Consider the following 20,834-nt stretch of genomic DNA (forward strand, 5'->3'; position numbering starts at 1 on the left):
GCCCGGAGACACGACGAGGCCCCCGGGACGATGTCCCGGGGGCCTCGGCCGAACGTCGAGGACGTCCGATCAGATGTTGCCGTCGATGAAGTCGACCGCCTCGATCTGGTTGTTGCCGTCGTACTCGTAGATGCCGATGGACGCGGCGGTCGGGCTGCCGGTCTCACCGAGCTCGATCGGACCGGAGACACCGTCGTAGTCGATGTCCTCGCCCGCCTCGAGCAGCTCCTTGCACTCGGCGAAGGTGGTGCACTTCTCGCCGTCGCGGGTGACGTTGACGATCTCCTCGGCGATGTCGGAGCCGGCGTCGCTGTCAGCGGCGATGGCGGCCAGTGCCGAGACGATCACGGCGTCGTAGGACTCCGCGGCGTAGGCGAAGCTGTCGAGGTCCGGGTCGATCTCCAGCAGCCGGTCCTTGAAGTCCTGGCTGGAGTCGGCGCCGGGGATCGTGCCCTTGACACCCTCGAGCAGACCCGCGTCGAGCGTCTCGGAGTAGTCGGCGGTGTTGCCGTCCACGAAGTAGGTGTCGACCGCCTGCGGACCGACACCGGCCGAGACGAGCTGCGGGATGATCGTCGTGGTCTCCTCGAAGGCGATGAGCAGCACGGCGTCCGGGTCGCTGGCCGCGATGTCCGCGACCTGCGAGTCGTAGGACTGCGCGTTCTCGCCGTAGAAGACGGTGGCCGCGACGGTCGAGCCGGCCGCCTCGAGGCCCTCGCCGACCTGCTCGGCGAGCGTCTCGCCGTAGGAGTCCTGGCGGGCCAGGATGGCGACGTTCTGCTTGCCGTCCTGGATCAGCAGGTTCGACAGCACGGCGCCCTGGAGGATGTCCGAGGGAGCGGTGCGGAAGTACAGGTCGGGCTCGGCGTAGTCGCCCTCGTCGAAGGACGTCGAGGTGTTGGCCGGGGAGAACATGACCGCACCGGCGTTCATGATCTTGTCGATGACGGTCATGGAGACACCCGAGGAGGCAGCTCCGATGATGACGTCGGCGCCGGCGTCGAGGAGGCGGTCGGTCTCGTCGGGTGCGATGCCGGAGTCGGTGTCGCCGGAGTCGCCCTTGACGTGGACGACGTCCTCGCCAAGCACGCCGCCGGCCTCGTTGATCTCCTCGACCGCGAGGTCGACGCCCGCGAACTCCGGGGGGCCGAGGAAGGCGAGGCTGCCGGTCTGGGGCAGCAGCGAGCCGAAGGTCAGCACGCCGTCGGCCTCGGACTGGGCCGCGCTGTCGCCGCCGTCATCGTCGCTGTCGCCGCCGCACGCGGCGAGCACGAGCACGCCGGCCGCTGCGATCGAGGCGAGGCGCATGGTCCTGGTACTGCGCTTCATCTGTCCCTCCCGGGATCGTCGTGGACCCTCGCGGGCCCTGTCCTTTTGGGGAAACCTATGTGCGGGAGCGGGTCAGGCGTGGCGACAGTCGCCCGAAAGTGACCATTCGTAGTCAACTTGTAACCCGGCGAGCGATCCGATCAGTCGTCCTGCCGCGAATCGGGCTCCCTGGTGGCGGCCCCGTGGCCCGTGACCCCGTGCTCGACGATGCGCTCGGCGACCTCGCGCATGGACGTCCGCAGGTCCATGGCGGTGCGCTGGATCCAGCCGAACGCGTCGGGTTCGCTGAGGTCGAGGCTCTGCTGGAGCAGGGCCTTGGCTCGTTCGACGGCCTTGCGGGTGGCGAGCTGGTCGGTCAGCCCGTCGACCTCGTCGGACAGCGCGGCGAGCTCGGCGAACCGGCTACGAGCGACCTCGATGGCGGGGACGAGCTCGGTGGCCGAGAACGGCTTGACGAGGTAGGCCATGGCCCCGGCGGCGCTGGCACGTGCGACGAGGTCGCGCTGGCTGAACGCGGTGAGCATGACGACGGGGGCGATGCGTTCGTCGGCGATCTCCTGGGCGGCGGTGATGCCGTCGACGCGGGGCATCTTGACGTCCATGACGACGAGGTCGGGGCGCAGCTCCCGGGCGAGACGGACGGCCTGCTCGCCGTCGCCGGCCTGTCCGACGACGTCGTAGCCCTCCTCGGCGAGCATCTCGGCGAGGTCGAGACGGATGAGGGCCTCGTCCTCGGCGATGACGACGCGGGGGTGGTCGGGGGCTGGTGCCGTTGCGGTGTCGTCCACGTGAGAAGGTTATCCGGCCGTGTGGTGAGCCGGGTTGGCGGAATCGGTAGACGCGACGGTCTCAAAAACCGTTGTCCGAGAGGGCGTGCGGGTTCAAGTCCCGCACCCGGCACCCCAAGTCAGCAGGTAGCGAATCGACCGAGCCGCGACCAGGCACGGTGCAAAGCTCGCCCGACCCGGTGCCGGCTCGCCGGCACAAGGCTCGCGAAGCCCCCGCTCGCCCCGAGGAGCGCGCCGCAAGGGCTGGGTGCCGCCACCGCAGAGGTCCGGGCGCACCAGACCGCTGTCCCCACGCCGCACGACGGCGGGGAGGGTCTCGCCGGCGTCGCGGGCGAGGGTGTCGAGATAGCTGCGCTGTGCGCCGGTCATGGGCTCGTCGCCGGTGACCCAGTCGTCGGGATCCTTCTCGGTCGTGTTGGCCGCGGGGCGCTCGCGCCGATCACGTCGTCCGACGACGGGCTCTCGTCGGCGCGCGGCCCTGCTTTCGTTCCTGTGTTCGATTCGCTCATGCCTCGACGCTACCTCGCACCCGGCCGATTGCGAGCCGAACGACTACTCGGGCAGGTTGTACGCGGGGACGACGCGGTTGATGGCGTCGCCCATGCGGTGGATGCGCAGGGCGTTGGTGGAGCCGGGGATGCCGGGAGGCGCGCCGGCGACGATGACGACCTCGTCGCCCTCGTCGCACCGGGCGACCTCCAGGAGGGCCTTGTCGACCTGCATCACCATCTCGTCGGTGTGCTTGACCTCCGGGACGAGGAACGTCTCGACGCCCCACGTGAGGGCCAGCTGGTTGCGGGTCAGCGGGTCGGGGGTGAAGGCGATGATGGGGATGTCGGAGCGGTAGCGGGCCATGCGGCGCGCCGACCCACCGATGGTGGTGAAGGCGACGACGTAGCGGGCTCCGATGGCCTCGGCCACCTGCGACGCCCCGCGGCCGATGATGCCGGTGCGGGTCTTGGGCGTCCACGTGTAGGCGGCCATGCGCGGCAGGCCGTGCTCCTCGGTGGAGCCGATGATGCGGGCCATGGTGCGCACCGTCTGGATCGGGTACTTGCCGACGCTGGTCTCCCCCGACAGCATCACGGCGTCGGCACCGTCGAGGACGGCGTTGGCGACGTCGGAGGCCTCCGCACGGGTGGGCCGCGGGGCGTCGATCATCGACTCCAGCATCTGGGTGGCCACGATCACCGGCTTGGCGTTGCGGCGGGCCTTCTCGACGATGAGCTTCTGCACGATCGGGACGTCCTCGAGCGGCAGCTCCACGCCGAGGTCGCCGCGCGCCACCATGACGCCGTCGAAGGCGTCCATGATCTCGTCGAGGTTCTCCACCGCCTGCGGCTTCTCGATCTTGGCGATCACCGGACGGTGGATGTCGACCTCGCGCATGACGCGACGCACGTCGTCGGCGTCACGGCCGTTGCGCACGAACGACAGAGCGACGAAGTCGACGCCCTGCTCGAGGGCGAACCGGAGGTCGGTGACGTCCTTGTCGCTCATCGCCGGGACGCTCACCGCCACGCCGGGCAGGTTGAGCCCCTTGTTGTTGCTGATGGCGCCGGGCACCTCGACGGTGGTGACGACGTCGTTGCCGTTGACCTCGAGGGCACGCAGGCGCACGCGGCCGTCGTCGATGAGGATCTCGTCGCCGGGCGAGACGTCGCCCGGGAGGCCCTTGTACGTGGTGGAGCACCGCGTGCCGTCACCGTCGACGTCGTCGGTCGTGATGGTGTAGCGATCACCGAGCGTCAGCTCGACCGGGCCACCGGAGAACCGGCCGAGCCGGATCTTGGGGCCCTGGAGGTCGGCGAGCAGCGCGATGGCCTTGCCCGTCCGCTCGGCGGCGGCGCGCACGTGGGCGATGTTGCTCTCGTGGTCGGCGTGGTCACCGTGGCTCATGTTGAGCCGCGCAACGTCCATGCCGGCCTCGGCCAGTTGGAGGATGCGGTCCGCCGTGTCGACGGCGGGTCCGAGGGTGCAGACGATCTTGGCTCTACGCACGTCTCGACCCTATCGACCCGGTGGTCTACCGGCGAGTTACCCGGGGGCGGCACGGGCCCGCATCGATGATTCCCATGAATTCATGGGAATCATCGATTGAAGGCGAGCTCTGCACAGAAGTCCACCACCTGTCACGCGTTGCGACCCACGATGAGCACCAGGGAACCATGCGAAGTGCCTCGATCGGCGACGTCGTGCTGATTCCCATCATTTCTTGGGAATCAGCGCGACGTCGGCTCCCGGTCCCAGGGCGACGGCAGGGCGACCCCGGGGCGACGGCCGGGCGACCCCGGGTCAGACGACGAGTGGCCGGTCGTTCGGGTTGATGGGACGCGGGAGGGGGCTCTGGCCGGTGCCGAGGTAGGCGTCGACGCCGGCGGCGGCCGAGCGACCCTCCGCGATGGCCCACACGATGAGCGACTGCCCGCGCCCGGCGTCGCCGGCGACGAAGACGCCGGGGACGCTCGACATGTAGGAGCGGTCGCGGCGGATGTTGCCGCGCTCGTCGAGATCGACGCCCAGCTGCTCGACGAGACCCTCCTTCTGCGGACCGGTGAAGCCCATCGCGAACAGCACGAGCTGCGCGGGGATCGTCTTCTCGCTGCCCGCGACCTCCTCGAAGCGGCCGTCCTTCATCTCCACCTCGACGATCCGCAGGCCCGAGACGTTGCCGTCGTCGTCGCCGAGGAACTCCTTGGTGGAGACGGCGTAGGTGCGCTCACCGCCCTCCTCGTGAGCCGAGGCGACGCGGTAGACCATCGGGTAGGTGGGCCACGGCTGGTTCTCGGGACGGTCCTCGCCCGGCTGCGGCATGATCTCGAGGCTGGTGACCGAGCGGGCACCCTGGCGGATGGACGTGCCGAGGCAGTCCGCGCCCGTGTCGCCACCACCGATGATCACGACGTCCTTGTCGGTGGCGACGATCTGGTCGGCCACCTCCTCGCCGAGGGCGACCCGGTTCGCCTGCGGCAGGAAGTCCATCGCCTGGTGGATGCCAGCGAGCTCGCGTCCGGGAGCCGGGAGGTCACGGCGGACGGTCGAGCCGATGGCGAGCACGACGGCGTCGTAGCGCTCGCGCAGCTGCGGACCGGTGATGCTCTCCCCCACGGCCACGCCGGAGCGGAAGACCGTGCCCTCCTTGCGCATCTGGTCGATGCGGCGATCGACGTGGACCTTCTCCATCTTGAACTCGGGGATGCCGTAGCGCAGCAGGCCACCGGGCTTGTCGTCGCGCTCGTAGACCGCGACGGTGTGCCCGGCGCGGGTCAGCTGCTGTGCCGCGGCGAGACCGGCCGGTCCGGACCCGACGACGGCGACGGTCTTGCCCGTCAGCCACTCCGGCGGCTCCGGACGCACGTTGCGCCACTCCCAGGCGCGATCGATGATCGAGACCTCGACGTTCTTGATGGTCACCGGGTCGCGGTTGATGCCCACGACGCAGGCCGTCTCGCACGGTGCCGGGCACAGCCGTCCGGTGAACTCCGGGAAGTTGTTGGTGGCGTGCAGACGGTCGATGGCCTCGTTCCAGTCGTCGCGCCAGACGAGGTCGTTCCACTCCGGGATCAGGTTGCCCAGCGGACAGCCCTGGTGGCAGAACGGGATGCCACAGTCCATGCACCGTCCGGCCTGCTCGGTGATGATCGGCAGCAGGGCCTTGCCGGGCCCACCGGGGTAGACCTCGTTCCAGTCCTTGACGCGCTCCTCGACGGGCCGCCGCTCGGCGACCTCGCGGGGCGTGGTGATGAAACCTCGGGGATCAGCCATTCGCGGCCACCTCCATCATGCGTGCGGTCGTGTCCTCGTCGGAGAGGCCCTCGGCCTCGGCCTGCTCCTTGGCCTCGAGGACCTTGCGGTAGTTGACGGGCATGATCTCGGTGAAGCGCACCACCGAGGCGTCCCAGTCCTGCAGCAGCGCCTCGGCGACGTCGGAACCGGTCTCCTCGGCGTGCTGACGCACAAAGGCCAGCAGCTCGTCGGCGGCGTCGCCCTTGACGTCGCGCAGCTCCACCATGTCGGGGTTGACCAGCGAGTGGTCGAGGTCGAGGATCCAGGCCGTGCCGCCGCTCATGCCCGCGGCGACGTTGCGACCCGTGGGACCGAGGACGACGACGCGCCCACCGGTCATGTACTCGCACGCGTGGTCGCCCACCCCCTCGACGACGGCGCTGGCACCGGAGTTGCGGACACAGAACCGCTCGCCGACGACACCACGCAGGAAGATCTGCCCGCTCGTCGCACCGAAGCCGATGACGTTGCCGGCGATGATCTGGGTCGAGGCCTCGAACCCGGCGTCGCGCGGAGGACGCACGATGAGTCGACCACCGGACAGACCCTTGCCGACGTAGTCGTTGGCGTCGCCCTCCAACCGCATGGTGATGCCGCGCGGGACGAACGCACCGAACGACTGCCCGGCCGAGCCGAGGAACGTCAGGTCGATCGTGTTCTCCGGCAGGCCCTCGCCGCGGTAGCGCTTGGTGAGCTCGTGTCCGAGCATCGTGCCGACGGTGCGGTTGACGTTGCGGATGCCGATCTGGGCGCGCACCGGCTCGCCGGACTCCAGCGCCGGGGCACACATCTCGATGAGCTCGGCGTCGAGGGCGACGTCGAGTCCGTGGTCCTGGCCGGTGGTGCAGCGCAGGGACGTGCCCTCGGGCAGCTCCGGCGCGTACAGGATCGGCGAGAGGTCCAGTCCCGAGGCCTTCCAGTGGTCGACGGCCTCGCGGGTGCGCAGCATCTCGACGTGACCGATCGCCTCGTCGAGGGAGCGGAAGCCCAGCTGGGCCAGGTACTCGCGCACCTCCTCGGCGATGAACTCGAAGAAGTTCACGACGTACTCGGCCTTGCCGGAGTACTTCTCGCGCAGCAGCGTGTTCTGCGTCGCGACGCCGACCGGGCACGTGTCCAGGTGACACACGCGCATCATGATGCACCCGCTCACCACGAGCGGGGCGGTGGCGAAGCCGTACTCCTCGGCTCCCAGCAGCGCGGCGACGACGACGTCGCGGCCGGTCTTGAGCTGGCCGTCGCACTGCACGACGATGCGGTCGCGCAGGCCGTTGAGCAGCAGCGTCTGCTGCGTCTCGGCCAGGCCCAGCTCCCACGGACCGCCCGCGTGCTTGAGCGAGGTGAGCGGGGAGGCGCCGGTGCCGCCGTCGTGTCCGGAGATCAGGACCACGTCGGCCTTGGCCTTCGAGACGCCTGCCGCGACCGTGCCGACGCCGACCTCGGAGACCAGCTTCACGTGGACGCGGGCCGACGGGTTGGCGTTCTTGAGGTCGTGGATGAGCTGCTTGAGGTCCTCGATGGAGTAGATGTCGTGGTGCGGCGGGGGGCTGATCAGGCCGACGCCGGGCGTGGAGTGACGGGTCTCCGCCACCCACGGGTACACCTTGGGGCCGGGCAGCTGGCCGCCCTCGCCGGGCTTGGCGCCCTGGGCCATCTTGATCTGGATGTCGTCCGCGTTCGACAGGTACTCGCTCGTGACGCCGAACCTGCCTGACGCGACCTGCTTGATCGACGAGCGACGCTCGGGGTCGTAGAGGCGGTCCGGGTGCTCACCGCCCTCGCCGGTGTTGGACTTGCCACCGAGGCGGTTCATCGCGATCGCGAGCGTCTCGTGCGCCTCCTGGCTGATCGAGCCGTAGCTCATCGCGCCGGTGGAGAAGCGCTTGACGATCTCGCTGACCGGCTCGACCTCGTCGATCGGCACCGGCGGGCGGACGCCGTCGGCGAAGGAGAACAGCCCGCGCAGCGTCATGAGTCGCTCGGTCTGGTCGTCGACGCGGCTCGTGTACTGCTTGAAGATGTCGTAGCGGCCGGTGCGGGTCGAGTGCTGGAGCCGGAAGACCGTCTCGGGGTCGAACAGGTGCTCCGGGCCCTCGCGGCGCCACTGGTACTCGCCGCCGACGTCGAGGGTGCGACGTCGACCGGCGATGCCCTGGGTCGGGTAGGCCTTGGCGTGGCGCGACGCGACCTCGGCGGCGATGACGTCGAGGCCGACGCCGCCGAGCCTGCTGGCGGTACCGGTGAAGTAGGCGTCGATGACCTCGTGGGACAGACCGACGCACTCGAAGATCTGCGCACCCGTGTAGGACGCGACGGTGGAGACGCCCATCTTGCTCATCACCTTGAGCACGCCCTTGCCCAGGCCGTACGCGAGGTTGCGCAGTGCCTGCTCGGGCTCGACGCCGGTGACGAAGACGGCCTCGCGGGCAAGGTCCTCCGCGGACTCCAGCGCCAGGTAGGGGTTGACGGCGGTGGCGCCGTAGCCGATGAGCAGCGCGACGTGGTGCACCTCGCGGACGTCGCCGGCCTCGACGATGAGTCCGGCCTGCGAGCGCAGCTTCTCGCGCACCATGTGGTGGTGCACGGCGCCGGTGAGCAGCAGGGACGGGATGGGGGCGAGGTCGGCGTTGGAGTGCCGGTCCGACAGGACGATGATCCGTGCACCGTCGGCGACCGCGGCCGAGACGTCGGCGCAGATCTCCTCGAGCGTGGCGGCCATGGCCGCTCCCCCACCGTGCACGTCGTACAGGCCGCGGACGACGTGCGTGGCGAACCCGGGCATGTCGCCGTCGCGGTTGAGGTGACGGATCTTGGCGAGCTCGTCGTTGTCGATGACCGGGAACGGCAGCTGCAGCATCCGGCACGACGCCGGGCTCGGGGCCAGCAGGTTCGTCTCCGGACCCATCGTGCCGGCCAGGGACGTGACGACCTCCTCACGGATGGCGTCCAGTGGCGGGTTCGTGACCTGCGCGAACAGCTGGCTGAAGTAGTCGAACAGCGTCCGCGGACGATCCGAGATGGCGGCGATAGGCGTGTCGGTGCCCATGGAGCCGATCGCCTCGGCACCGGTGCGCGCGATGGGCGCGATGAGCTTGCGCAGCTCCTCCTCGGTGTAGCCGAAGACCTGCTGACGGCGGGTGACCGAGGCGTGGGTGTGGATGATGTGCTCGAGATCGGGCAGGTCCTCGAACCGGACCAACCCGGAGTACAGCCACTCGTCGTAGGGCTGCTCGGCGGCGAGGCGCCCCTTGATCTCCTCGTCCTCGACGACGCGTCCCTCGTCGAGGTCGAGCAGGAACATGCGTCCGGGCTCGAGGCGACCCTTGCGGGTGACGGTGGCGGGGTCGAGGTCGAGGACGCCGGACTCGGAGGCGAGCACGACGAGGCCGTCGTCGGTGATCCAGTAGCGACCGGGCCGCAGGCCGTTGCGGTCGAGGACCGCGCCGATCTGGGTGCCGTCGGTGAAGCACACGCAGGCGGGACCGTCCCACGGCTCCATCACGTTCGAGTGGAACTCGTAGAAGGCCCGACGGGCCGGATCCATCTCGGCGTCGTTCTCCCACGCCTCGGGGATCATCATCATGACCGCGTGCGGCAGCTCGCGGCCACCGAGGTGCAGCAGCTCCAGGACCTCGTCGAAGGACGCGGTGTCCGAACCCTCGGGGTCGACGATCGGGAAGAGCCGGTCGAGGTCGCCGGGGATGAGGTCGCTCTCGAGGGTGGCCTCGCGGGCGCGCATCCAGTTGCGGTTGCCGCGGGCGGTGTTGATCTCGCCGTTGTGCGCCACGAACCGGAACGGGTGCGCCAGCGGCCAGCTCGGGAAGGTGTTGGTGGAGAAGCGGCTGTGCACGATGGCCAGAGCCGACTCCATGCGCTCGTCGCGCAGGTCGGGGAAGAACTCGTCGAGCTGCTCGGTCGTGAGCATGCCCTTGTAGACGAGGGTGCGGGCCGACAGGCTCGGGAAGTACACCTTGGCCTCGTGCTCGGCACGCTTGCGCAGGCAGTAGGCGAGGCGGTCGAGCTCGATGCCCGTGCGGGGCTCACCCGTCGCGGCCACGAACATCAGAGCGAACGACGGCATCGCACCACGGGCCATGGAGCCGAGGATGTCGGGGTTGACAGGCACGTCGCGCCAGGCCAGGACCTCCAGGCCCTCCTCGGTGGCGAGCGCCTCGATGTCGGCGCGCGCCTGCGCGGCCTCCTCGGCCTCGACGGGCAGGAACGCCATGCCCGCGGCGTAGGACCCGGCCTCGGGCAGCTCGACGCCGGCAGCCTCCTGCGCGACGGCGCGCAGGAAACGGTCCGGCACCTGCATGAGCATGCCCGCACCGTCTCCGGTGTCGGGCTCGCCGCCGACGGCGCCACGGTGGTCGAGGTTGCGCAGCGCGGTCAGGCCGTGCTGGACGATCTCGTTGCTCGGCGTGCCCGTCAGGGTCGCGACGAACGCGACACCGCAGGCGTCGTGCTCGTTGCTCGGGTCGTACAGGCCCTGCGCGGTCGGCTGGGACGAGAAATGCATCGGAACCCCTCAGCGTCGTCGGTGGATGCGGTGACGGAACGCCGAAGCGCTCCCCTGGGACGACGTTGGCCCAAGCAGAGTCAGGTTACACGGCGAGTGCACGCGAGGCGAGCGTCCGGGGGGCCGGTCTACTCGTCGCGGGCGGGCGACTGCCGTTCCTCGGCCTGCTGCTCGCCGACGACCTCGGGCTCGTGACGGCTGCGCCTCGTCGCCCACCAGAACATCGCGGCTCCGACGACGAAGACGATGATCGACGTCCAGACGTTCAGCCGGAACGGGCCGATTAGGTTGGCGGTGTCGATGCGCAGGGCCTCGATCCAGACCCGACCGGCCGTGTACAGCATCACGTACAGCCACCACGCCCGACCGTGCGTCAGTCGCGCCCTCCGGTCGATCAGCAGGATCAGCGCTGCCGCCGCGAGGTTCCAGATCATCTCGTACAGGAACGTGGGGTGGAACGTCGCGAACTCCGCGAAGCCCGACGGCCGGTTCGGCGGGTCGATCTCCAGGCCCCACGGCAGGTCCGTCGGGCGGCCGAACAGCTCCTGGTTGAAGTAGTTGCCCAACCGGCCGATCGCCTGCGCGACCAGCAGGCCCGGCGCCAGCGAGTCGCCCAGGGTCCAGATGTTCACCCCGTAGAGGCGACACGCCACCGCCGCTCCCAGCGCGCCGCCCAGCACCGCACCCCAGATGCCCAGGCCGCCGTTCCAGATGTAGAACGCCTCCACCGCGTTGCGACCCTCGCCGAAGTACAGCTCCGGCGACGTCACCACGTGATAGATCCGCGCGCCGACGATCCCCGACGGGATGGCCCAGATCGCGACGTCGCTGACCGCACCGGCGCGGCCACCCCGTGCCACGTAGCGCCGCTCCGTCATCCAGATCGCGACGACCGCCCCGAGGATGATCGCGAAGGCGTACGCGCGCAGCGGCACCGGACCGAGGTACAGCACCCCCGTCTCCGGGCTGGGGATCGACGCGGCCAGGCCGGCACCGGCGTTCGAGGCGAGGCTCACGACCGCTCCACCCCCGCGCGCAGCTCGCGCGCCAGCTCGCGGACGGCGTCGACGCCCTCGGCCGGGGACGGCGCCTCGAGCAACGTCCGCACGATCGCCGACCCGACGATCACCGCATCGGCGAACTGCGCCACCTCGCGCGCCTGCTCTGCGTTGCTGACGCCGATGCCGACGCCCACCGGCTTGTCGGTCACCTGGCGCAGGCGCGAGACGAGCGGTTCGGCGTGCGAGCTCGACTGGTCGCGCTGACCGGTCACGCCCATCACCGCCGTGGCGTAGATGAACCCGCTGGCCTGCTCCGCCGTCATCGCCAGACGCGCGTCCGCCGAGGACGGCGAGACCAGGTAGACGCGGTCGAGGCCCTGCTCGCGCGAGGCCGCGTCCCACTCGGCTCCCTCGTCGGGGATCAGGTCGGGCGTGATCATGCCCGCTCCGCCGGCCGCGGCGAGGTCGGCGGCGAACCGCTCCACCCCGTACCGCTCGACCGGGTTCCAGTACGTCATGACGACCGTCGGCGCACCCGTCGCGGCCGTCGCCCGCACGACGTCGAACACGTCGCGCACGCGGAACCCGGCCGCGAGGGCCTGCTCGGCCGCGGCCTGGATGACCGGACCGTCCATCACCGGGTCGCTGTACGGCAGTCCCACCTCGACGAGGTCGACGCCGCCCTCCACGAGCGCCGCGATGGCGGCCTTGGACGTCTCGACGTCGGGGAAGCCGGCCGGCAGGTAGCCGACGAGCGCGGCTCGGTCCTGCGCGCGCGTGCGCTCGAAGAGCTCGGCGATGGGACCTGCGCTCACTCCTCGACCCCCTCGTCGAGCACGACCGGCTCGTCGATCAACCCGAACCACTGGGCCGCGGTGTGGACGTCCTTGTCGCCGCGGCCGGACAGGTTGACGAGCAAGGTGGCGTCGGGTCCGAGCTCCTCGGCGAGCCGGACGGCGCCCGCGAGGGCGTGCGCGGTCTCGATCGCGGGGATGATGCCCTCGGTCCTGCAGAGCAGGTCGAAGGCCTCCATGGCCTCGGTGTCGGTGGCCGGGACGTACTGCGCGCGCCCGATGTGGGCCAGGTGCGAGTGCTCCGGACCGACCCCGGGGTAGTCGAGCCCCGCCGAGATCGAGTGCGACTCCAGCGTCTGGCCGTCCTCGTCCTGCAGCAGGTAGGAGCGCGCGCCGTGCAGCACGCCGACGTCACCACCGGTGATGGTGGCTGCGTGCCGGCCGGACGCGACGCCGTCACCGCCGGCCTCCACGCCGAGCAGGCGGACGTCGGCGTCGTCGATGAACGCCGTGAACAGGCCGATCGCGTTGGACCCGCCGCCGACGCACGCGATGGCCGCGTCCGGCAGGGAGCCGGTGAGCTCCAGGCACTGTGCCCGGGCCTCGTCGCCGATGCCGCGGGTCAGGTCGCGGACCATCGAGGGGAACGGGTGCGGGCCGGCCGCGGTGCCGAACAGGTACGACGTGTGGTCGACGCTCGCGACCCAGTCGCGCAGCGCCTCGTTGATGGCGTCCTTGAGGGTGCGGCTGCCCGACTCCACGGCGACGACCTCGGCGCCGAGCATCTTCATGCGGGCCACGTTGAGGGCCTGCCGCTCGGTGTCGACGGCTCCCATGTAGACGGTGCAGTCGAGGTCGAGGTACGCGCACGCGGTGGCCGAGGCGACGCCGTGCTGGCCGGCGCCGGTCTCGGCGATGGCGCGCGGCTTGCCGATGCGCTTGGCCAGCAGGGCCTGGCCGAGCACGTTGCGGATCTTGTGGGCGCCGGTGTGGTTGAGGTCCTCGCGCTTGAGCAGGACACGGGCGCCGACCGCCTCGGAGAAGCGGTGCGCCTCGTACAGCGGGCTCGGCACGTTCGCGTACTCGCGGAACATGCGGTCGAGCTCGGCCGTGAAGGTCGGGTCCTGGCGGGCGTCGGCCCACGCCTCGGCCAGCTCGTCGAGCGGCGCGACGAGCGCCTCCGGCATGAAGCGACCGCCGAAGCGGCCGAAGTGGCCGGTCGCATCGGGCTGGGCGTAGGCGTCGGACGCCTGGGGGGTGGCGGGAGCGGACATCACACGATCCTCGTGGGCGGGAGCGGGCAGGGGGCAGGGGGCGGTGGCGGGAGGGTCACCATCGCCTCGTCACCAGCATGTCAGCCACGGTGCTGCAGGGCCGGGTGAGCACCTGCGGCGACGAGGTCGGCCACCGAGGCACGCGGGTCGTCGCCGCGGACGAGGGTCTCCCCGACGAGCACGACGTCGGCGCCGAGCCGGCCGTACTCGATGACGTCGTGCGGACCGCGGACACCGGACTCGGCGACCGAGACGACGTGGTCGGGCATCGCGGGCACGAGCCGCTCGAACGTCCCCCGGTCGACCTCGAGGGTCTTGAGGTTGCGGGCGTTGACGCCGATGAGGTCGGCCCCGGCCTCGACCGCGCGTGCGGTCTCCTCCTCGTCGTGGACCTCGACGAGGGGCGTCAGCCCGATCGAGCGGGACCGCTCGATGAGGCTGACGAGGGCGTCCTGCTCGAGGGCGGCGACGATCAGCAGCGCCATGTCCGCACCGGCGGCCCGCGCCTCCCACAGCTGGTAGGAGGTGGTGATGAAGTCCTTGCGCAGGACCGGCACCCCCACCTGGGCGCGGACGGCCCGCAGGTCTTCGAGCGAGCCGTTGAAGCGGCGCTGCTCGGTCAGGACGCTGATCGCTGCCGCACCACCGGCGGCGTAGTTCTGCGCGAGCGCCGCGGGATCGGCGATGGAGGCCAGCGCCCCCTTGCTGGGGCTGGCCCGCTTGACCTCGGCGATGACGCTGACGCCGTCGGCGCGGAACGCGGGCATCGGATCGAGTGCCGGGTCCTGGCGGTGCGCGGCGGCCTTGAGGTCGTCGATCGACGTGGTCTCCATGCGGACCGCGAGGTCGGCCTGGGCGCCGGCGACGATGTCGTCGAGAACGCTCACGGTGGCCCTCCCCTCGGGTTCGCCGGCTGCATCGACGGCCTGATCACTTGCCCTCCAGGGTAGACCCGGCCCTCGTGGACGGCGCCGCGGGCCGGTTCGACACCCAGGGACCGTGTGCCGTCACGGCGCGAGTCCCGCACCCCACGAGGTCCAGCGGACCACCGAGAAGACCGCCCAGACGCCGACGAGGAGCAGGCTCGTCCGCACGCCGAGGCGCACCATCGGGGCCTCGCTCCCGCGCCACCGTCGCACGGTCCACAGCGTCCAGGCGACGACGACGCCGAGCAGCAGCAGGACCGCGACCGCGTTGGACGACAACGCCGCGGGGACGTCGAGCCGGGTGAGGTCGTGCACGGCCCGCAGACCCCCGCAACCGGGGCACGGCGCTCCGGTGAGCAGCAGGAAAGGGCAGAACCCCCACGACCCCTCGACGTGCGGGTCGCGCACGCCGAGCGCCGTGACGACGGTCGCCGCGCCCACCCCGGTGAGGGCCGGCGCGACCAGCCGGTCGCGGCGACGACGCGCAGACGTCGCCGCGATCGGGCCGCTCACCTCGCCTGCGGGCCCGGCCACGAGGATCAGTCCAGCGTGGAGCGGTGCTCGTCGACGCCCTGCTCGGTGCGGCCGTGTCCGGGTGCACGCTCGGCACCGAGCCCGGCACGCGACATGATCAGGCCGATCGGGCCGGCCAGCAGCGTCATCACGGCGCCGATGGTGAAGAGCACCCAGTTGGGGGCCGGGATCAGGGCGATGCCGCCGATGAGGATGCCTGCGAGGCAGACGAGGACGGCGGTCCAGGAGGCCTTCGATGATCCGTGCGACATGGTGCTGGGTACTCCTCGGGGCAGGTCCGCACGGGCTGCTCCGCGCGGGCGGTCGATCAGGCGCAAGCCTACTCGGTGGGGTCGCGCCCGTCGTCGAGTGCCTTCCAGATGTCGTCGTCGGTGTCCTCGCGGGTGCCGCGCGGCGCCTCGTACCGGCCGGACAGGCCCGGCCAGGTCGACGCGAACCGCACGACCACGACGCCGAGGGCCGCCACGGCCACCCCGCACAGCAGCGTCACCCACCGCCACGCAGTGCGCTCTACCTCTCCTGGGTCGTTCGCCCCGGTGAAGGACGGCGAGGCCGCGACCGCGTCGTCGACCGCCGAGGCGAGCGGTTCGGCCGCCGTCGCGACGAGCAGGACGATCCCGAGCCCGAGGGCGATGACGAGACCACCCACGATCCGACGTCCGAGACCCCGCGTGGCCAGGACGCCGAGCGCTGCGGTCACGACGACCACGCCGAGCGCCGCGACGAGCGGCACGGCCTGGGTCCCGGTGACCCCGAGCGCGTCGTCGGGGACACCGGCGCCCCCGACGGTGGTGCGGGCCCACGGTCGTCCCGAGGTGAGGACGACGGCACCACCGGCAGCAAGCGTCGCGAGGACGACCGGGCCGTAGAGGCGGCGAGGGGTCACAGCAACCGGTCCGCGTCGAAGCAGGTGGTGGCCCCGGTGTGGCAGGCCGGACCCGTCTGGTCCACGACGAGCAGCAGGGCGTCGCCGTCGCAGTCGAGCCGGACCTCACGGACGTGCTGCACGTGGCCGGACGTCTCGCCCTTGACCCACAGCTCGCCCCGGCTCCGGCTCCAGTACGTCCCGCGTCCCGTGCTGAGCGTGCGCTGCAGCGCCTCGTCGTTCATCCACGCGAGCATCAGCACCGCGTGCGTCGTGGCGTCCTGCACGATCGCGGCGACGAGCCCGTCGTCGGTGCGCTTGAGCCGGTCGGCGACGGCAGGGTCGAGGGTGGTCACCACACCATTGTCTCAACCGACCCACGACCCGCCCGTTGCGGCATCCTGGACCTGCTCCACGAGAGACCGACGACGACAGCGCACCCGCGGACGTTCCGACGACGACCCGAGCTGCTCGACGCGTCCTACCGACGCACCGGCTCGACGAGGATGGGCCCGATCAGGCCGGGTCGATCCCACCGAGCGAGGCCTGAGCGACCCAGCTGGCGTGCAGGCGCGCGTAGACCCCGCCGGCGTCGACGAGGTCGTCGTGCGGACCGTCCTCCACGAGGCGCCCGGCGTCGAAGACCAGCACCCGATCGGCGTTCTCGGCCGTGCTCAGCCGGTGTGCGATCGTCACGCTCGTCCGACCGTCGAGCAGCTTCTCCAGTGCCCGGGTGGCGCGCAGCTCGGTCTGCGGGTCCACCGCGCTCGTGGCCTCGTCGAGCACGAGGAAGTCCGGGTCGGCCAGCGCAGAGCGCACGAGAGCGACGAGCTGACGCTCCCCCGCCGACAGGGACTCACCGCGCTGGCCGACACGGGTGTCGAGGCCCGCAGGGAGCGAGGCGTACCAGTCCTCGAGGCCGAGGTCCTCGATCGTGGTGACGAGGTCGGCGTCCGTGGCGCCGTCGCGGCCGTAGCGCAGGTTCTCGCGAAGCGTCGCGTCGAACAAGAACCCCTCCTGCGGCACCATCAGGACGTGCCGGCGCAGCTCGTCGAAGGACACCTGCGCGATGTCGGTCTCGCCGAGGCGCACGGTGCCCTCCACCGGGTCCATGAGACGGGTGAGCAGCTTGGCGAACGTCGTCTTGCCCGAGCCGGTCTCGCCCACGACCGCCACCCGCTGGCGCGGCGCGATCTCGACGTCGACGTCGTCGAGGACGACCGGACCGTCGGGGTAGGCGAAGCGCACGTGCTCGAAGCGCGCCCCGAGGACCTCATCGGGCAGGCTCTGGCCCGCCGCGCCCGGGTCGACGACGTCGGCGGGGGTGTCCAGCAGCTCGATGACGCGCCGCCACGAGGCCACCGCGTTCTGCGCCTCGGTGAGCACCTGGGTGGCCATCTGCGCCGGCCCGACGAGCAGCCCGACCAGGAAGGCGAACGCGATGACGGTGCCGATGGAGAGGTTCCCGGCCACGCCGAGCAGCACCCCCGCGGCGACGGCACCGGCGTTGGCCAGGCCGCCGGCGAGCCCGGCGGACGCGAATGTCACGGCCACGAGCTTCTGCGCCCTGACGTTCGCGTCGAGGTTGCCCTGGATGCCGCCGTCCACGCGGGACTGGGTGCGGTCCTCGATGGCGTGCGCGCGGACGACGGACGCACCCACCACCGGCTCGGCCACGACGGCCAGCATCTCCCCGACGGTGCGACGGACCCGGTCGTAGGCCCGGCTCAGTCGGGAGGCGAAGTACTTCAGGCTCACCACCAGCGGCAGGAAGCAGAACCAGACCACGAGCGTCAGCTGCCAGGAGTAGAACGCCATGATCACGGTGGCGACGGCCATCTGCCCCAGGCTGAGCACGATCATGATGCCGGTCATCTGCAAGAAGATGGAGACCTGGTCGACGTCGGAGGTGACCCGTGAGACGAGCGCCCCGCGCCGCTCGGCGTTCTGGGTCAGCATCGAGAGGTCGTGCACGTGCCGGAAGGCGGTGACGCGCAGCTCGGCCAGCCCGCGCTCGCTGGCGATGAACAGGCGGACGCGCATCCAGTAGGCGACGACGGCCGTGAGCAGCACGAGCACCAGCGCGACCGTCAGGGTGTCGGCGACGTCGGAGACCGTGAGGTCCCCGCCGTCGGCGAGTCCGGCGTCGATCGTGCGCTGGATGAGGACCGGCACGACGGCGCCTCCTGCGGTGCTGAGCACCGCCAGGAGGATCGTGAACGGCAGCCCGACGCGGATCGACGGCGAGAGCGCGAGGCCGCGCCGCACCACCGTGAAGCCGCCCTCGCGCACGGTCGTGACCCCCGGCAGGCTGACGTCGGTGGTTCCGCTCGCGGCGCTCATGAGCGAGCCTCCCTGGCCTGGTCGTAGGCGTCGACGAGGTCCCGGTAGCGCTCGGAGCGCTCCGTCAGCTCGGTGTGGGTGCCGCGCTCGACGATGCGGCCCGACTCCAGCAGCACGACGTCGTCGGCCAGGGCGATGGTGGCCTTGCGGTAGGCGACGACGAGGACGGTCGGGCCGGTGCCACCCGCGCCGCGGGTCCGCTCGGCGAAGGCCCGCAGGATGCGCTGCTCGACCTCGGGGTCGACCGCGCTCGTGGCGTCGTCCATTACGAGCAGGCGCGGGCGCCGCACGAGGGCGCGGGCCAGGGCGAGGCGCTGGCGCTGGCCGCCGGACAGCGTGGTGCCTCGCTCGCCGAGCTGGGTGTCGAGTCCCTTCGGGAGCCGGGCGACGAACGCGTCGGCCTGGACCGTCCGCAGCGCCGCCCACACGGCCTCGTCGTCGACGTCGGTCCCGAGTGCGACGTTCTCGCGGACCGTGTCGTCGAACAGGAACGTGCCCTGTGGGACGACGGCGACGGCGTCCGCGACCGCCGCGTGGGTGAGGTCGCGCAGGTCGACGCCGTCGAGGAGCACCCGCCCGTGCGTGGGGTCGACCAGACGCGAGAGGAGCGTCGTGACGGTGCTCTTGCCGCTGCCCGTCGACCCGACGAGCGCCGTGACGCTGCCGGCAGGGACGTCGAGGTCGAAGCCCGAGAGCACGTCGCGGTCGGCGTCGTCGAAGCGGTAGGCGACGTCGCGGAGCTCGAGGCGGGCCGGGCCCTGCCCGCTCAGCTCGCGGTCGCCGTACGGCATCTGGCCCTGCGAGGACAGCACGGACTCGACGCGGTCCCACCCGACGACGCTGCGCGGCAGCTCGCCGAGCACCCAGCCGATGGCGCGCACCGGGAAGGCCACGACGGTGAAGAGGTAGGCGACCTGCACGACGTCGCCGGGCTCGGCCGCCCCCGAGGCGACGCGTCCGACACCGAGGATGATCACGAGCAGGACCCCGAGGTTGGGCAACGCCTCCAGCAGGGGGTCGAAGATGCTGCGGATCCTCCCGACCTCGATGTTCGCGTCGCGCAGCTCGTCGGTGGCCCGCGCGAAGCGCTCGGTCTCGTCGGCCTCGCGACCGAGGCTCTTGACCACCATGGCACCGTCGAAGGACTCGTGCGCGACGGCGCTGAGGTCACCGCGCAGCGCCTGGGCACGAGCGGCCTTGGGCGAGAGCCACCGCTGGTAGAAGACGTTGATGCCGAACAGCGCCGGGAAGACGACGAGACCCACGAGGGTCAGCACGACGTCGGCCTCGAGCATCGCCACGAGCGCCGCGGCGAGCATCGCGATGACGCCCACGGCCATCGGCAGCGGCATGAAGACCGCCCACGCGGCCTCGACGTCGGCATTGGCGTTGGACAGCAGCTGGCCCGTGGGGTGGCGGTGGTGCCACGACATGGGCAGCACGAGGTACTTGCGGGTGACCTTGCGGCGGTAGGTGGCGACCAGGCGGTAGTAGACGATGCCGCCGATGAGGCGCCGGGCGATGACACCGAGCGCGCGCAGCAGCGCGACGCTGATGAACAGCAGCACCGCGACCCACAGCGCGCCGGTGGTGACCTCGCCGGCAGCGAACGACGGCCGGATGACGTTGTCGGTGGCCCAGCCCAGCACCCAGGCGTCCGCCACCGTCATCGCGCCGAACAGGACGCTGCCGACCGCGGAGATCGTGAACAGGAGCTTCTGCTCCCTGATGCCACGACCGAGCAGGCCGAAGCCGCGACGCATGATGCGGTCCGGCGTGGCCGAGCCGAGGCCGCCCCGGTCGGGCTCGGCACCGGACTCGGCCGCGACGGCGTCGTCCAGCGGCTGCTCGCCCGGGACGGTGCCGTCCTCACGCACCTCGGTGGTGGTCCTACCTGACACGGTGTCCTGCTGCTCGCAAGGTCTGCTTCACCTGTTCGATCGTGAGCACGCCGAAGTGGAACACACTCGCGGCGAGCACGGCGTCGGCACCGGCCTCGACGGCGGGAGCGAAGTGCTCGAGCCGACCGGCGCCGCCGCTCGCGACGAGCGGCACCTGTGTAACGCTGCGGACCGCCCGAATCATTTCCAGGTCGTACCCGTCGCGTGTCCCGTCGGCGTCCATCGAGTTCAGCAGGACCTCCCCGACGCCCAGCTCGTCAGCGCGTCGAACCCACTCCACGGCGTCGATCCCGGCACTGCGCCGCCCACCGTGGGTGGTCACCTCGAACCCGCTCGGCTGGGCGCCTTCGCCGTGCGCAGGGGCGCGGCGGGCGTCGACGCTGAGGACGAGCACCTGGTTGCCGAACCGGTGGGCGATCTCGGCGATGACCTCGGGTCGGGCGATGGCGGCGGTGTTGATGCCGACCTTGTCGGCCCCGGCGCGCAGGAGCCGGTCGACGTCGTCGACGGTGCGCACCCCTCCCCCGACGGTCAAGGGGATGAAGACCTCCTCGGCCGTCGTCGACACCACGTCGTACGTGGTCTCGCGGCTGCCCGACGAGGCGGTGATGTCGAGGAAGGTGAGCTCGTCGGCCCCGGCGTCGTCGTAGACGCGCGCCATCTCGACCGGGTCCCCGGCGTCGACGAGGTCGACGAAGTTGACGCCCTTGACCACGCGGCCGGCGTCGACGTCGAGACAGGGGATCACGCGGACGGCAACACTCACCAGCCGAG

At 71.2% G+C, this 20,834-nt stretch carries 17 protein-coding genes and 1 tRNA gene; 1 reads left to right on the forward strand and 17 read right to left on the reverse strand.

Going from position 1 to position 20,834, the window contains the following annotated elements; all coding sequences use genetic code 11:
* Nucleotides 1–69 precede the first annotated feature (69 nt).
* Both ABD213_RS02175 and ABD213_RS02180 read right to left on the reverse strand, forming a co-directional pair.
* A complete protein-coding gene (locus ABD213_RS02175) occupies nt 70–1,329 on the reverse strand; it encodes an ABC transporter substrate-binding protein (protein WP_344323737.1) in 1,260 nt (419 codons plus the stop codon).
* 140 nt (nt 1,330–1,469) lie between these two features.
* Nucleotides 1,470–2,117 carry an ANTAR domain-containing response regulator gene (locus ABD213_RS02180; RefSeq protein ID WP_344323740.1) on the reverse strand — a complete coding sequence of 216 codons (648 nt, stop codon included), beginning with the start codon at nt 2,115–2,117 and terminating at the stop codon, nt 1,470–1,472.
* A gap of 28 nt (nt 2,118–2,145) precedes the next feature.
* Between ABD213_RS02180 and ABD213_RS02185 the strand changes: the two genes are divergently transcribed.
* Nucleotides 2,146–2,229 (forward strand) — tRNA-Leu (locus ABD213_RS02185).
* Here the strand turns inward: ABD213_RS02185 and ABD213_RS02190 are convergent.
* The 15 genes from ABD213_RS02190 to hisF all read right to left on the reverse strand — a co-directional run bounded on the left by ABD213_RS02190 (nt 2,211) and on the right by hisF (nt 20,826).
* The gene (locus tag ABD213_RS02190) at nt 2,211–2,618 is read right to left on the reverse strand and encodes a DUF3072 domain-containing protein (RefSeq protein WP_344324680.1); all 408 of its coding nucleotides are present in this window, start codon (nt 2,616–2,618) and stop codon (nt 2,211–2,213) included. The two genes, ABD213_RS02185 and ABD213_RS02190, sit on opposite strands and share 19 nt — an antisense overlap.
* 51 nt (nt 2,619–2,669) lie before the next feature.
* Nucleotides 2,670–4,118 carry a pyruvate kinase gene (gene pyk, locus ABD213_RS02195; RefSeq protein ID WP_344323742.1) on the reverse strand — a complete coding sequence of 483 codons (1,449 nt, stop codon included), beginning with the start codon at nt 4,116–4,118 and terminating at the stop codon, nt 2,670–2,672.
* Between the two features lie 294 nt (nt 4,119–4,412).
* Nucleotides 4,413–5,882 (reverse strand): glutamate synthase subunit beta, encoded by a 1,470-nt coding sequence (locus tag ABD213_RS02200; protein ID WP_344323744.1) that lies wholly within the window; start codon nt 5,880–5,882, stop codon nt 4,413–4,415.
* Nucleotides 5,875–10,422: a glutamate synthase large subunit gene (gltB, locus tag ABD213_RS02205; RefSeq protein ID WP_344323746.1), complete on the reverse strand. Its 4,548-nt coding sequence runs from the start codon at nt 10,420–10,422 to the stop codon at nt 5,875–5,877. Before gltB ends, ABD213_RS02200 begins: the two co-directional genes overlap by 8 nt.
* 128 nt (nt 10,423–10,550) lie before the next feature.
* Entirely contained in the window at nt 10,551–11,438 is an 888-nt protein-coding gene (lgt, locus tag ABD213_RS02210) for a prolipoprotein diacylglyceryl transferase (protein WP_344323748.1), read from the reverse strand.
* Complete coding sequence (gene trpA, locus ABD213_RS02215; RefSeq protein ID WP_344323751.1) at nt 11,435–12,238, reverse strand: tryptophan synthase subunit alpha; 804 nt, start codon at nt 12,236–12,238, stop codon at nt 11,435–11,437. Before trpA ends, lgt begins: the two co-directional genes overlap by 4 nt.
* On the reverse strand, nt 12,235–13,491 hold the full coding sequence (trpB, locus tag ABD213_RS02220) for a tryptophan synthase subunit beta (RefSeq protein WP_344323753.1): 1,257 nt from the start codon (nt 13,489–13,491) through the stop codon (nt 12,235–12,237). Before trpB ends, trpA begins: the two co-directional genes overlap by 4 nt.
* Before the next feature lie 80 nt (nt 13,492–13,571).
* Nucleotides 13,572–14,378 (reverse strand): indole-3-glycerol phosphate synthase TrpC, encoded by an 807-nt coding sequence (gene trpC / locus ABD213_RS02225; protein WP_344323755.1) that lies wholly within the window; start codon nt 14,376–14,378, stop codon nt 13,572–13,574.
* A 120-nt stretch (nt 14,379–14,498) separates the two neighbouring features.
* Nucleotides 14,499–14,951: a DUF2752 domain-containing protein gene (locus ABD213_RS02230; protein WP_344323757.1), complete on the reverse strand. Its 453-nt coding sequence runs from the start codon at nt 14,949–14,951 to the stop codon at nt 14,499–14,501.
* A gap of 5 nt (nt 14,952–14,956) precedes the next feature.
* On the reverse strand, nt 14,957–15,202 hold the full coding sequence (locus tag ABD213_RS02235) for an HGxxPAAW family protein (protein WP_344323759.1): 246 nt from the start codon (nt 15,200–15,202) through the stop codon (nt 14,957–14,959).
* 68 nt (nt 15,203–15,270) lie between these two features.
* Complete coding sequence (locus ABD213_RS02240) at nt 15,271–15,837, reverse strand: Trp biosynthesis-associated membrane protein (RefSeq protein ID WP_344323762.1); 567 nt, start codon at nt 15,835–15,837, stop codon at nt 15,271–15,273.
* Nucleotides 15,834–16,172 carry a phosphoribosyl-AMP cyclohydrolase gene (hisI, locus tag ABD213_RS02245; RefSeq protein ID WP_344323764.1) on the reverse strand — a complete coding sequence of 113 codons (339 nt, stop codon included), beginning with the start codon at nt 16,170–16,172 and terminating at the stop codon, nt 15,834–15,836. Before hisI ends, ABD213_RS02240 begins: the two co-directional genes overlap by 4 nt.
* 160 nt (nt 16,173–16,332) lie before the next feature.
* Entirely contained in the window at nt 16,333–18,159 is a 1,827-nt protein-coding gene (locus tag ABD213_RS02250) for an ABC transporter ATP-binding protein (RefSeq protein WP_344323766.1), read from the reverse strand.
* Nucleotides 18,156–20,060, reverse strand: coding sequence for an ABC transporter ATP-binding protein (locus tag ABD213_RS02255; protein ID WP_344323769.1), 1,905 nt, complete (start codon nt 20,058–20,060; stop codon nt 18,156–18,158). The genes ABD213_RS02250 and ABD213_RS02255 overlap by 4 nt, the downstream gene beginning before the upstream one ends.
* Nucleotides 20,050–20,826 (reverse strand): imidazole glycerol phosphate synthase subunit HisF, encoded by a 777-nt coding sequence (gene hisF, locus ABD213_RS02260; protein WP_344323772.1) that lies wholly within the window; start codon nt 20,824–20,826, stop codon nt 20,050–20,052. Before hisF ends, ABD213_RS02255 begins: the two co-directional genes overlap by 11 nt.
* Nucleotides 20,827–20,834: the final 8 nt, after the last annotated feature.

This window comes from Aeromicrobium halocynthiae, from assembly GCF_039531385.1.
GTDB classification, from domain to species: domain Bacteria; phylum Actinomycetota; class Actinomycetes; order Propionibacteriales; family Nocardioidaceae; genus Aeromicrobium; species Aeromicrobium halocynthiae.

Coding starts and splice junctions, on each gene's coding strand:
- ABD213_RS02175 (WP_344323737.1), bottom strand. CDS start 1,329: ATGAAGCGCAGTACCAGGACCATGCGCCTCGCCTCGATCGCAGCGGCC.
- ABD213_RS02200 (WP_344323744.1), bottom strand. CDS start 5,882: ATGGCTGATCCCCGAGGTTTCATCACCACGCCCCGCGAGGTCGCCGAG.
- gltB (WP_344323746.1), bottom strand. CDS start 10,422: ATGCATTTCTCGTCCCAGCCGACCGCGCAGGGCCTGTACGACCCGAGC.
- trpB (WP_344323753.1), bottom strand. CDS start 13,491: ATGTCCGCTCCCGCCACCCCCCAGGCGTCCGACGCCTACGCCCAGCCC.
- ABD213_RS02235 (WP_344323759.1), bottom strand. CDS start 15,202: ATGTCGCACGGATCATCGAAGGCCTCCTGGACCGCCGTCCTCGTCTGC.
- ABD213_RS02250 (WP_344323766.1), bottom strand. CDS start 18,159: ATGAGCGCCGCGAGCGGAACCACCGACGTCAGCCTGCCGGGGGTCACG.